The organism is Streptomyces sp. SID5785, from assembly GCF_009870065.1.
In the GTDB taxonomy this organism is placed as follows: Bacteria; Actinomycetota; Actinomycetes; order Streptomycetales; family Streptomycetaceae; genus Streptomyces.
In genome coordinates this window covers 1-10,784 of record NZ_WWIA01000727.1, presented here as the reverse complement: position 1 = coordinate 10,784, position 10,784 = coordinate 1, and the positions used below count along the sequence as shown (strand labels likewise).

The 10,784-nt window shown below is 71.9% G+C and carries 14 protein-coding genes; 6 read left to right on the top strand and 8 right to left on the bottom strand.

Annotated features, from left to right (window positions below; all coding sequences use genetic code 11):
- Window positions 1-322: 322 nt before the first annotated feature.
- The gene (locus GTW43_RS23735; RefSeq protein WP_161304069.1) at window positions 323-964 is read right to left on the bottom strand and encodes a DNA-3-methyladenine glycosylase; all 642 of its coding nucleotides are present in this window, start codon (window positions 962-964) and stop codon (window positions 323-325) included.
- Window positions 965-1,100: 136 nt separating this feature from the next.
- Here GTW43_RS23735 and GTW43_RS23730 point away from each other — a divergent pair, with 136 nt between their 5' ends.
- The 3 genes from GTW43_RS23730 (at window position 1,101) to GTW43_RS23720 (ending at window position 3,171) form a co-directional block, all read left to right on the top strand.
- Window positions 1,101-1,883, top strand: a complete 783-nt coding sequence (locus GTW43_RS23730; protein ID WP_161304068.1) for a sporulation protein — start codon at window positions 1,101-1,103, stop codon at window positions 1,881-1,883.
- Window positions 1,884-1,958: 75 nt separating this feature from the next.
- Window positions 1,959-2,501 (top strand): YbhB/YbcL family Raf kinase inhibitor-like protein, encoded by a 543-nt coding sequence (locus GTW43_RS23725; RefSeq protein WP_161304067.1) that lies wholly within the window; start codon window positions 1,959-1,961, stop codon window positions 2,499-2,501.
- Between the two features lie 157 nt (window positions 2,502-2,658).
- Window positions 2,659-3,171 carry an HNH endonuclease gene (locus GTW43_RS23720; protein WP_161304066.1) on the top strand — a complete coding sequence of 171 codons (513 nt, stop codon included), beginning with the start codon at window positions 2,659-2,661 and terminating at the stop codon, window positions 3,169-3,171.
- Window positions 3,172-3,242: 71 nt separating this feature from the next.
- Here the strand turns inward: GTW43_RS23720 and GTW43_RS23715 are convergent, their stop codons facing one another.
- The 3 genes from GTW43_RS23715 to GTW43_RS23705 form a co-directional block, all read right to left on the bottom strand.
- A complete protein-coding gene (locus tag GTW43_RS23715) occupies window positions 3,243-4,187 on the bottom strand; it encodes an SPFH domain-containing protein (RefSeq protein WP_161304065.1) in 945 nt (314 codons plus the stop codon).
- A 144-nt stretch (window positions 4,188-4,331) separates the two neighbouring features.
- Window positions 4,332-4,772 carry an NfeD family protein gene (locus GTW43_RS23710; protein ID WP_202501858.1) on the bottom strand — a complete coding sequence of 147 codons (441 nt, stop codon included), beginning with the start codon at window positions 4,770-4,772 and terminating at the stop codon, window positions 4,332-4,334.
- Window positions 4,773-4,872: 100 nt separating this feature from the next.
- Window positions 4,873-5,670 carry an ABC transporter ATP-binding protein gene (locus GTW43_RS23705; protein ID WP_161304063.1) on the bottom strand — a complete coding sequence of 266 codons (798 nt, stop codon included), beginning with the start codon at window positions 5,668-5,670 and terminating at the stop codon, window positions 4,873-4,875.
- A 163-nt stretch (window positions 5,671-5,833) separates the two neighbouring features.
- On the opposite strand from GTW43_RS23705, the gene GTW43_RS23700 reads away from it, so the two are divergent.
- Entirely contained in the window at window positions 5,834-6,616 is a 783-nt protein-coding gene (locus GTW43_RS23700) for a hypothetical protein (protein WP_161304062.1), read from the top strand.
- 112 nt (window positions 6,617-6,728) lie between these two features.
- Here GTW43_RS23700 and GTW43_RS23695 read toward each other — a convergent pair whose 3' ends face one another.
- The 4 genes from GTW43_RS23695 to GTW43_RS23680 all read right to left on the bottom strand — a co-directional run bounded on the left by GTW43_RS23695 (window position 6,729) and on the right by GTW43_RS23680 (window position 9,370).
- Window positions 6,729-6,968, bottom strand: coding sequence for a chaplin (locus tag GTW43_RS23695; RefSeq protein WP_161304061.1), 240 nt, complete (start codon window positions 6,966-6,968; stop codon window positions 6,729-6,731).
- Window positions 6,969-7,165: 197 nt separating this feature from the next.
- Entirely contained in the window at window positions 7,166-7,414 is a 249-nt protein-coding gene (locus tag GTW43_RS23690; protein ID WP_161304060.1) for a chaplin, read from the bottom strand.
- A gap of 176 nt (window positions 7,415-7,590) precedes the next feature.
- Complete coding sequence (locus tag GTW43_RS23685) at window positions 7,591-8,232, bottom strand: response regulator transcription factor (RefSeq protein WP_161304059.1); 642 nt, start codon at window positions 8,230-8,232, stop codon at window positions 7,591-7,593.
- Window positions 8,225-9,370: a GAF domain-containing sensor histidine kinase gene (locus tag GTW43_RS23680; RefSeq protein ID WP_161304058.1), complete on the bottom strand. Its 1,146-nt coding sequence runs from the start codon at window positions 9,368-9,370 to the stop codon at window positions 8,225-8,227. The genes GTW43_RS23685 and GTW43_RS23680 overlap by 8 nt, the downstream gene beginning before the upstream one ends.
- A gap of 226 nt (window positions 9,371-9,596) precedes the next feature.
- Here GTW43_RS23680 and GTW43_RS23675 point away from each other — a divergent pair, with 226 nt between their 5' ends.
- Window positions 9,597-10,334 (top strand): SDR family oxidoreductase, encoded by a 738-nt coding sequence (locus GTW43_RS23675; RefSeq protein ID WP_161304057.1) that lies wholly within the window; start codon window positions 9,597-9,599, stop codon window positions 10,332-10,334.
- The coding region (locus GTW43_RS23670; RefSeq protein ID WP_161304056.1) for an S-adenosylmethionine:tRNA ribosyltransferase-isomerase at window positions 10,331-10,784 on the top strand (454 nt) is incomplete at its 3' end. The genes GTW43_RS23675 and GTW43_RS23670, both read left to right, overlap by 4 nt.

Sequence of the window (10,784 nt, the reverse complement as noted above, 5' to 3'; positions counted from 1 at the left end):
CTCTCGGGCTTTCCTCCGGGCGCTTCCCTTCGGTCTTGCGTTTCCAACCTTACCAGATCCTTTTTCCGTTCCGTTTCCGGTTCGGAATTCGTTTCCGGTGGCCGTTGGAGGGCCTTTGCCTTTCGGCGTGACCGCTACGTTAGCCGATTTCCTCGGTGTCTCATAATCGAGATCCGCGGGTTCGAATTTCGACATGCGGGCACGCCGAAAAAGACCCCGCTGAGGGAAGTCGTAGGTAGTGGTTTGGCCGCTTCCGGTGGGTGGCTGATAGCCGGATCCGGTTCAGCGGCTCGGGCCACATTACGGATCCGCCACGACAGAGTCAAGCCGAGCGGCGGCGGGGTGTGTGCGGCCGATAGGGGCTGACCGTCGGGTCGTCCGCGATCCAGAAGCGCCACGGGTGCACCGCCCCGTCTCCCGAGACTCCGGTGCGCGGACCGCTCCTCACCTGGTCGGCCGGGACCGGGGTCCCCCGCAGGATCGCGAGTGGGGAGTCGGCCGGGCCGCAGGCGTCGGTGCCGTCCAGGGCACGGTCCACTGCCAGAGCGGTGGCGAGCCGGGCCGGCCCTTTGGCCAGTTCCTTGTCGTGCCGGGCCGATTCTCGACGTTTACGGGCGAGCTCGACGCCTTCGGTCACCTCGCCGGCGCGGAGCAGTACCCCGCTCGCCCGGCCCGGCGGACCGCAGACGAAGTTCAAGCAGTGCCACATGCCGTAGGTGAAGTAGACGTACACGTGTCCGGGCGGTCCGAACATCACGCGATTGCGGCGGGTCTCCCCTCGGAAGGCGTGCGAGCCCGGGTCGTTGGCGCCGTCGTAGGCCTCCACCTCGGTCAGGCGCAGCGCGATCGGGCCGTCCGGGCCGCGGCGCACCAGGGTGCGTCCGAGGAGGTCGGGGGCGACTTCGAGGACCGGGCGGTCGAAGAAGTCCCGGGTGAGGGGCGTACGGTCAGGGGCCGCGATCATGCCGCCCGAGGGTAGTCCAGGGCGGTCGGGGGTCCGGGCGGAACCGGGCGCGGGCCCAGCGCGTTTGTAGTCAGCAGTAAGCAGCAGAAGTAGTAGTCGTCGAGTAGCAGCCGTTCTCTTACGGAGGAGATCGTTCATGGGGTTCAAGCGACTGTTGGCGAGTCTGGGTGCGGGCGGGGCGTCCGTGGAGACCGTGCTCACCGAGGTCAATGTCGTGCCCGGTGGAGTCGTGCAGGGCGAGGTGCGGATCCAGGGCGGCTCCGTCGACCAGGACATCGAGGGGCTCTCGGTCGGACTGCAGGCGCGCGTCGAGGTCGAGGGCGCGGACCAGGAGACCAAGCAGGACATCGTGTTCACGAAGGTGCGCCTGGGCGGTGCCTTCGAGCTGAAGGCCGGCGGGGTGCACGCGGTGCCCTTCGGGTTCGAGATCCCGTGGGAGACGCCGGTCACGATGATCGACGGGCAGTCGCTGCGCGGGATGAACATCGGGGTGAGCACGGAGCTGGAGATCGCCCGTGCGGTGGACTCCGGTGACCTCGACCCGATCAACGTGCATCCGCTGCCGTCGCAGCAGGCGATCCTGGACGCCTTCATCTCGCTGGGCTTCCGCTTCAAGAGTGCGGACATGGAGCGCGGCCACATCCGCGGGACCCGCCAGAAGCTGCCCTTCTACCAGGAGGTGGAGTTCTACCCGCCGCAGCAGTACCGCGGGCTGAACCAGGTGGAGCTGAGCTTCGTGGCGGACGACCGGGAGATGGACGTCGTCCTGGAGATGGACAAGAAGCCGGGGCTGTTCAGCGAGAGCAGCGACACGTTCCGGTCGTTCGTGGTCGGGCACCACGACTTCCAGGGCACGGACTGGTCGGCGTATCTGCACCAGTGGCTGTCCGAGGTCGGCGGGAAGCGGAACTGGTTCTAGGGTTTCGGGGAGGGCCGGGCTCCGTTTCCGGCTCCTCTCTGTCTCTCTGTCTCTGCCGAACCAGGAGGTGTCGTTGTGACCGAGCAGCCTACGAGGGCTCCGCTTCCTCATGACTTTCATCCGCAGGTGCCGTCGTTCACCGTGGTGAGCGAGAGCTTCGAGCCGGGTGGCGTGCTGCGGGACGCTCAGGTGTACGCCGCCGGGAACACGTCGCCGCATCTGCGGTGGGAGGGTTTCCCGCCGGAGACCAGGAGCTTCGCCGTGTCGTGCTTCGATCCGGACGCGCCGACGGGCAGCGGCTTCTGGCACTGGTCCGTGTTCGACATCCCGGTGTCGGTGACGGAGCTGCCGGCCGGTGCGGGTTCCGGTGCGTTCGACGGTCTGCCGGAGGGCGCCGTCCAGGTGCGCAACGACTACGGGACGAAGGACTTCGGGGGTGCGGCGCCGCCGCCCGGGGATCCGGCGCACCGGTACGTGTTCACGGTGTACGCGGTCGACGCGGAGAAGCTCGGCCCGGACGCGGACGCGTCGCCTGCGGTCGTCGGGTTCAACCTGCGCTTCCACACGCTCGCGCGCGCTCAGGTCCTCGCGGAGTACGCGGCGCCCGCCGAGGGATAGCACCCCGCGTCAGGGTTCACCGAACGTTTGCCCGTCCCCGGTCATGAAAGTGGCCGGGGACGGGCAGTTTTTATTGCGTTGTCCATCTCGGCGTGCACGGCCAGAGTTGACGCACGGACGCCGAGGGGTGATCCGCTGCGTACGGGAGGTGGGCAGGATGCGGGACACACTGGTGCTCAACGCGAGCTTCGAGCCGCTCTCGACGGTGACGCTGAACCGAGCCGTCGTGCTGGTGCTTCAGGACAAGGCCGTCGTCGAGCAGGCCCACCCCGTTCTGCGCATGCGCGGTGCCGCGCTCGACATCCCGGCGCCCCGGGTGATCAGACTCTGCAGGTACGTACGGGTGCCGTTCCGAAGACGCGCGCCCTGGTCCAGGCGGGGTGTGCTCGTGCGGGACCGGCACCGGTGCGCGTACTGCGGCCGGCGGGCCACGACCGTGGACCACGTCGTGCCGCGTTCGCAGGGCGGTGCGGACGCGTGGTTGAACACGGTGGCGTCCTGCGCCGAGGACAATCACCGCAAGGCCGACCGGACTCCTGAGGAGGCCGGGATGCCGCTGCTCAGGCAGCCGTTCGAGCCGACGCCGGCCGATGCGATGCTGCTGTCGCTCGGCGCGGGTGAGCTGGAGGCGCTGCCGGACTGGCTGAACCAGGGCGCGGCCGCGGCGTAGTGCTCCCGTACGGAAGCGGGCCCGTCGACCGGGAGGTCGGCGGGCCCGCTGCGTCCGCGCGTGCGGCGCGGTCAGTCGATGGGGGGCTGCTCGCGGCGCTCCTTGCCCGTGGTGGCGGCGGCCGGGGCGGAACCGCCGCCCATGGGGCCGAAGTTGCCGATCGCGCCGGACAGGCCCTTGAGGGCGTCGCCGATCTCGCTGGGCACGATCCAGAGCTTGTTGGCGTCGCCCTCGGCGATCTTCGGGAGCATCTGGAGGTACTGGTACGAGAGCAGCTTCTGGTCGGGGTCGCCCGCGTGGATCGACTCGAAGACCGTGCGGATGGCCTGGGCCTCGCCCTCGGCACGCAGGGCCGCGGCGCGGGCCTCACCCTCGGCGCGCAGGATCGCCGACTGCTTCTCGCCCTCGGCGGTGAGGATCTGGGACTGGCGGATGCCCTCGGCGGTGAGGATCGCGGCGCGCTTGTCGCGGTCGGCGCGCATCTGCTTCTCCATCGAGTCCTGGATGGAGGTCGGCGGTTCGATGGCCTTGAGCTCGACGCGGTTGACGCGGATGCCCCACTTGCCGGTGGCTTCGTCGAGGACGCCGCGCAGTGCCGCGTTGATCTCCTCGCGGGAGGTCAGGGTCCGCTCGAGGTCCATGCCGCCGATGATGTTGCGCAGGGTGGTGACGGTGAGCTGCTCGATGGCCTGAATGTAGCTGGCGACCTCGTACGTGGCGGCTCGCGCGTCGGTCACCTGGTAGTAGATGACGGTGTCGATGTTGACGACCAGGTTGTCCTGGGTGATCACCGGCTGCGGCGGGAAGGGGACGACCTGCTCGCGCAGGTCGATGCGGTTGCGGATCGAGTCGATGAACGGGACCACGATGTTCAGGCCGGCGTTCAGCGTGCGCGTGTAGCGGCCGAACCGCTCCACGATGGCCGCGCTGGCCTGGGGGATGACCTGGATGGTCTTGATCAGGGCGATGAAGACCAACACCACCAGAATGATCAGGACGATGATGATCGCTGACATCGCGTCTCCTGTGCCCTTCGCTCGTCGTCGCTCCGGCCGTCGCGGTTCGCCGGGAAGCGGCGCGGTCGGAAGATCATGGGATCTTGCTCGAAGAGTCTGTCAGAACCGCCTGTGCTGCGCGGGGAGTTCAGGCCACGTTCGGGTTCACATGACGATCGCGGTGGCGCCCTCGATGTCGACGACGTCGACCTGTTGCTCGGGTTCGAAGACCGCGTCGCCGTCGAGGGCGCGGGCGGACCAGATCTCACCGGCGAGTTTGATGCGGCCGCCGCGGCGGTCGACGCGCTCGACGACGACCGCCTGTTTGCCTTTCAACGCGTCGATTCCGGTGGCGAGTTGGGGCTGTCCGGCGCGGTGGCGTGCGGCGATGGGCCGGACGACGGCGATGAGCGCGCACGAGACCACGACGAAGACGAGGACCTGGGGGACGATGCCGCCGCCGAGTCCGGCCGTCACGGCGCCGGCGACGGCGCCCACGGAGAACATGCCGAACTCGGGCATGGCGGTGATGACCAGGGGGATTCCGAGTGCGGCCGCTGCGATCAGCCACCACACCCATGCGTCGATGTCTGCCACACCGGTCATGGTAGGTCCGCGAGTGGCCGCGCCGACAGGGGACGATCCCGTGCGGGGTCCCCGGGCGCGACCGGCCGGCGGGTCCGTGGGCGGCGGGCGGGCCCGTGGGTCAGCCGAGGGGCAGGCCGGTCGCCGTCCAGCGCTCGCCCTTCTGCTCGACGACCAGCGGGAGGCCGAAGCAGCGGGACAGGTTGCGGGAGGTGAGCTCCAGCTCGATGGGGCCCGCGGCGAGGACCTTGCCCTGGCGGATCATCAGGACGTGCGTGAAGCCGGGGGCGATCTCCTCCACGTGGTGCGTGACCATGATCATGGAGGGGGCGATCGGGTCGCGGGCGAGCCGGCCGAGGCGGCGGACCAGGTCCTCGCGGCCGCCGAGGTCGAGCCCGGCGGCCGGCTCGTCGAGGAGCAGCAGCTCGGGGTCGGTCATCAGGGCGCGGGCGATGAGGGTGCGCTTGCGCTCGCCCTCGGAGAGCGTGCCGAACCTGCGGTCCAGGAAGTCGCTCATGCCGAGGCGGTCGAGGAAGGCGCGGGCGCGCTGTTCGTCGACGTCCTCGTACTCCTCCTGCCAGCCGGCGGTCATCCCGTAGGCGGCGGTGAGCACCGTCTGCAGGACGGTCTGGCGCTTGGGGAGCTTCTCGGCGAGGCCGATACCGGCGATGCCGATGCGGGGGCGCAACTCGAAGACGTCGGTGCCGGGCTTGCCGAGGGTCTCGCCGAGGACGGTGGCGGTGCCCTGGCTCGGGAAGAGGTAGCTCGAGGCGACGTTGAGGAGGGTGGTCTTGCCGGCGCCGTTCGGGCCGAGGATGACCCAGCGCTCCCCCTCCTTCACCGACCAGGAGACCTGGTCCACCAGAGCCCGGCCCTCGCGGACCACGGATACGTCCTCCAGCTCCAGTACATCGCTCATGAGCGCGTTGTCTCCCATTGCAGTCTCGGCAGTCTCGTGCGTCCGCCGGGCTGCCGCTCGTGACGGTCGGACGCTTCCCCAGGTAAAACCTACGCCACCGGTCGCGCGGTCCCTTCCATCGGTCGGGCTTTTGCGGGTCTGTCGGGCTTCTAAGGTGGAGCGCATGCTCTCGGAACCTCGCTCAGGCCGCCTGGCGGCGTGGGGAAATGCACTGTTGGCCGGATTTGTCGGCCCTGATGACGCCGCTCTCTCGATCGTGGGCGAGGACGCGGTGCACCGGGTCGAGGAAATTCCCGGGGAGAGCGGCCCGGTCGGTCTCACGCTCGCGCTCGGGCGGCTGCGGGCACTCGGGGTGACCGGGCTGCGGGTCGCGCTGCCCGCGCCGGGGCATCCGCTGGGGCTGAGCGGGCCGCCGGAGTTCAACGCGCGGGCGCTGGAGGCCGAGGAGGCCGTCGTCTGCTTCGGGGCCGCGCTCGGACTGGTCCCCGAGGTGTACGAGGCCGGGCCCGAGGGCGATGTGCACGCGGAGGTGCTGTGGCACTGCCTGCCGGTGCGGGAGGCGCCGCCCGCGGACGTGCCGTCGCTGGGCGAGGCCGAGCGGGAGCTGGCGGAGGCGCTGCGCGAGGCGACGCAGGTGCTGACCCGGCTCGACGTGGCGGGGTCGGGCCCGGTGGCCGACGCGGCCGTGGACGCGTACCGGGCGCGGGCGGAGCGGGGCCGCGAGGCGCTCGCCCCGGGCTACCCGCCGCGGGCGGTGCGGGTGCTCGAGCTGGCCCAGCGCGTGGGCCTGCTGGTGGACGTGGCGTACGGGAGCGGGCACGGCGGGGCCGTGAGCGCGTCGGAGATGGGGGCGCGGGCGGTGGCTCTGCGCCCGGTGGAACGCACGGCCCGGCGGGCCCTGGTCGCGGCGTACAACTCGGTGGTGGAGGAGCGGGAGCGGGGCTGACGCGAAGCGCGACGGGCCGCACGGTGTCACCCGGTGCGCGAGGGACGGGACGGGCGCACGCCAGAGGCCCCGCGGAGGAGTGCGCGGGGCCTCTGGTGGGGGCGGGTCGGCCTCAGTTGTTCGCGGAGGCGTTGCCGAAGGCCGGGTTCAGGAGGCCGATCACGTTGACCGAGTTGCCCGTGGCGTTCACCGGGACGTGGACCGGGACCTGCGCCAGGTTGCCGGACGCGACGCCGGGCGAACCGGCGGCGACGCCCTCGGCCTCGGAGTCGGCGAAGGCGGCGCCCGCGGAGGCACCTGCGGCCAGACCGGCGACGGCGACGACCAGGGCGGCCTTCTTGGCGATGTTCATGAGAAGTCTTCCTCCAGATATTGCCGATGACCCCGGCGTGGGGCCTCGCGGTGAGCAACGTGAGCGCTCCGGGGAGGACACGGGGCGCCTGGTGATCACCCCCGATGGGGTCAACGGGCGGCGCGCCTGCGGCAGAACGCGGGCCGGCCCCCCGGGGTGTACCCGAGGGGCCGGAAGGTCTGGGACCCCGGAGTGCGTCAGTTGTTGACGCCGAGGTTGCCGAACGCGGGGTTCAGCAGGCCGACCACGTTCACCGTGTTGCCCACGACGTTCACGGGGATGTGGATCGGGGCCTGGATCACGTTGCCCGAGACGACGCCCGGGGAGTGCACGGCCTTGCCGCCCGCGTGCGCGCCGCCGTCCGTGGCGGAGGCGATGCCGGTACCGGCGGCGACCAGGCCACCGGCGACGAGGGTGACGGCAGCGGCCTTCTTCAGGTTCTTCACTTCTTGGTCCTCCTAGCGATCGCCACGGCCAGCCGCCGCAGCACGCACTGGAGAACGCGGCACCACGGCAGGGGATGCGCCGTACGGGGGACATCCACACGACAGTATGAATCTCCGACCGGAAGGGAACCGCGGGCGGTCGCGTGCAGTAGTGCGCCGGAGCGCACGGGTCCCGGTCAGCCGGCGATGCCGTGCCGCACGGCCCACAGCGCGGCCTGGGTGCGGTCCGCCAGATCGAGCTTCATCAGGATGTTCGACACGTGGGTCTTCACGGTCTTCTCGGAGAGGACGAGGGCGCGCGCGATCTCCCTGTTGGACCGGCCGTCGGCGATCAGGCCGAGCACCTCGCGCTCGCGGTCGGTGAGCGAACCCCCGCGGCCCTGTCCGCTGTTGACCTCCTCCTGCGAGAGCAGCGCGCCGGCCACCTCGGGCTGGAGCAGGATGTGTCCGGCGTGCACGGAGCGGATGGCTCCGGCCAGGGCGTCGGGGTCGACGTCCTTGTAGACGTACCCGGCGGCGCCGGCGCGCAGGGCGGGCACCACGGTGCGCTGCTCGGTGAAGCTGGTGACGATCAGCACCTTGGCCGGGTTGGCCAGTTCACGCAGGCGGCGCAGGGCGTCGACCCCGTCCATGCCCGGCATCTTGACGTCCATGAGGACGACGTCGGGCTTCAGCTCCTCGGCGCGGGCGACGCCCTCGGCCCCGTCGGCGGCCTCGCCGACGACGTCGATGTCGTCCTGGACCTCGAGGAACGTGCGCAGGCCCCGGCGGACGACCTGGTGGTCGTCCACCAACAGCACCTTGATCCGGTCAGCCACCGGGGACCTCCATCTCGATCGTGGTGCCCTTGCCGGGCGCCGATTCCACTGTGAGGCGGCCGCCGGCACCGCTCGCCCGGTCCCGCATGGAGACCAGGCCGAGGTGGCGTCCCGCGCGCCGTGTCGTGTGCGGCTCGAAGCCGCGGCCGTCGTCGGTGACGCGCAGCACCGCGCCGGGGCCTCGCTTGTCGAGCGTGACGCGGACCTCGGCGGCGCCGGAGTGGCGCAGCGCGTTGTGCAGGGCCTCCTGGGCGACGCGCAGCAGGGCCTCTTCCTGGGCGGCGGGCAGCGCCTTGATGCCGCAGGTGTCGAACGTGACGTGGGCGCCGTGGGCCCGGTCCATGACCTGGATCTGGGTACGCAGGGTGGCCACGAGGCCGTCCTCGTCGAGCGCGGCGGGCCGCAACTCGACGACGGCCGCGCGCAGTTCGTCCGCGGCCTCCGCGGCGAGGCCGACCACGTGCTGCAGTTCGTCCTTGGCGCGGGCCGGGTCGCGGTCGACGAGGGTCGCCGCGGCCTGCGCGGTCAGGCGCAGGGAGAACAGCTTCTGGCTGACGGCGTCGTGCAGTTCGTGCGCGAGGCGGGAGCGCTCCTCGGCGATGGTGAGTTCGCGGCTGCGCTCGTAGAGCCGGGCGTTGGTGAGGGCGATCGCGGCGTGCTGGGCGAGGATGCCGAGCAGCTGCTCGTCCTCCTCGGTGAAGCCGCAGCCGCCCTCGGGCTTGGGGCAGCGCTTGTTGGCCAGGAAGAGGGCGCCGATCGTCTCGTCGCCGTCCTTGACGGGCAGGCCGAGGAAGTCGGACATGTCGGGGTGGGCGGACGGCCAGCCCTCGAAGCGCGGGTCCTTGCGGACGTCGGCGAGGCGCTCGGTGCGGGCGTCGCGCAGCATCGCGGCGAGGATGCCGTGCTGGCGCGGCAGCGGGCCGATGGCCTTCCACTGGGCGTCGCTGACGCCGTCGACGACGAACTGGGCGAAGCCGCCGTGGTCGTCGGGCACGCCGAGCGCCGCGTACTCGGCGTCGAGCAGCTCGCGGGCCGAGGCGACGATCGTCTTGAGGACGTCGCGCACCTCGAGATGCCGGCTCATGGCCAGGAGCGCGGCGCTGACGGCGGCCAGGCCTGACGGGGGTCCCTCACTCATGGGATCACCGTACCGGCGGGCGGTGACAGCGCGTATCGGACCTGTGGCGGCGCCCGCCTAGGCCGTGGGGCGTAGGGCGAAGGGCCCTGGGCCGTCGCGACCCGCGCCGGAGGTGCCGGGGCACGGCCGGTTCCTACGGTGAGGACAGCACCGAGGACGACGGCCCGGGACCGGGGCGTCGGGACCACGGGCAGCGGTTATCTCACGGACCAAGGGGACGGTTGTCATGGCGGTTGCGATCATCACGGGGGCCTCGCGGGGGTTCGGCCGGGCGCTGGCGGAGGCGCTCGCGGGGCGGGGCTGGGACCTGGTGCTCGACGCGCGGTCCGCGGGGCCGCTGGAGGAGGCCGCGGCGGCGCTGCGGCGGCACGGGGGCGCGGTCACGGCGCTGGCCGGTGACGTCGCGGACGGCGGTCACCGGCGGGAGCTGGTGGCGGCGGCCCGGGAGCTCGGCGGGCTCGATCTGCTGGTGAACAACGCGGGCGTGCTGGGCTCGGTCCCGCTGGCGCCGCTCGGCACGTACTCCCTGGACGACTTCCGGGCGGCGCTGGAGGTCAACGTGGTGGCCCCGCTGGGGCTGGTCCAGGAGGCGCTGCCGCTGCTGCGCGCGGCGCCGGCCGGGACGGTGGTCTGCCTGAGTTCGGACGCGGCGGCCGAGGCGTACGGCACGTGGGGCGGGTACGGGGCGACGAAGGCGGCGCTCGACCAGCTGTCGGCGGTGCTCGCGGTGGAGGAGCCGGGGCTGCGGGTGTGGGCGGTGGACCCGGGCGGGATGCGCACGGGGATGCTGGCGGCGGCCGAGCCGGACGAGGACCTCAGCGGGGTGCCGCGTCCGGAGGACGTCGTCCCCGCTTTCCTGCTGCTGTTCGACCGGCGGCCGGCCAGTGGCCGGTACGCGGCGCCCTCGCTGCTCGAGAGCGCCTCCGGGCCCGTGCTCCAGGACGCTCGGGGGGAGGTCCGATGACGCTCGCGCTGCGGGTACCGGAGGAGCTGTCGGCACGGGTTCCGGCCGAGCAGCGGGGGCCGGGCCGCGACCGGTCGTCGGTGCGGATGCTGGTGTCGCGGGGCACCGAGGTGACGCACCGGCGGTTCGCGGACCTGCCGGGCGAGCTGCGCGCGGGTGACCTGCTGATCGTGAACACCTCCCCCACGCTGGCGGCTGCGGTGGACGGGACGCTCGGCCACGCGCGCGTGGTGGTGCACTTCTCGGCGCGCGGTGACGACGGGCGGTGGGCGGTCGAGCTGCGGGATCCGGACGGGCGGGGCACCACGCGCCCGCGCGCGGGCGGGCCCGCGGGTTCTCTGGTGTCGCTGCCCGGCTGTGTGCACCTCGTGTGGGAGGAACCGGTCGCGGCCGGCGGTGAGCGGCTGTGGTGGGTGCGGGCGACGGGGGACGTGCCGGAGGTGCTGAGCC

What these genes read in the sequence shown, in the direction of transcription:
- GTW43_RS23735 (WP_161304069.1), bottom strand. Translation starts at nt 964, where the DNA reads ATGATCGCGGCCCCTGACCGTACGCCCCTCACCCGGGACTTCTTCGAC.
- GTW43_RS23730 (WP_161304068.1), top strand. Translation starts at nt 1,101, where the DNA reads ATGGGGTTCAAGCGACTGTTGGCGAGTCTGGGTGCGGGCGGGGCGTCC.
- GTW43_RS23720 (WP_161304066.1), top strand. Translation starts at nt 2,659, where the DNA reads ATGCGGGACACACTGGTGCTCAACGCGAGCTTCGAGCCGCTCTCGACG.
- GTW43_RS23715 (WP_161304065.1), bottom strand. Translation starts at nt 4,187, where the DNA reads ATGTCAGCGATCATCATCGTCCTGATCATTCTGGTGGTGTTGGTCTTC.
- GTW43_RS23710 (WP_202501858.1), bottom strand. Translation starts at nt 4,772, where the DNA reads ATGACCGGTGTGGCAGACATCGACGCATGGGTGTGGTGGCTGATCGCA.
- GTW43_RS23705 (WP_161304063.1), bottom strand. Translation starts at nt 5,670, where the DNA reads ATGAGCGATGTACTGGAGCTGGAGGACGTATCCGTGGTCCGCGAGGGC.
- GTW43_RS23700 (WP_161304062.1), top strand. Translation starts at nt 5,834, where the DNA reads ATGCTCTCGGAACCTCGCTCAGGCCGCCTGGCGGCGTGGGGAAATGCA.
- GTW43_RS23695 (WP_161304061.1), bottom strand. Translation starts at nt 6,968, where the DNA reads ATGAACATCGCCAAGAAGGCCGCCCTGGTCGTCGCCGTCGCCGGTCTG.
- GTW43_RS23680 (WP_161304058.1), bottom strand. Translation starts at nt 9,370, where the DNA reads ATGAGTGAGGGACCCCCGTCAGGCCTGGCCGCCGTCAGCGCCGCGCTC.
- GTW43_RS23675 (WP_161304057.1), top strand. Translation starts at nt 9,597, where the DNA reads ATGGCGGTTGCGATCATCACGGGGGCCTCGCGGGGGTTCGGCCGGGCG.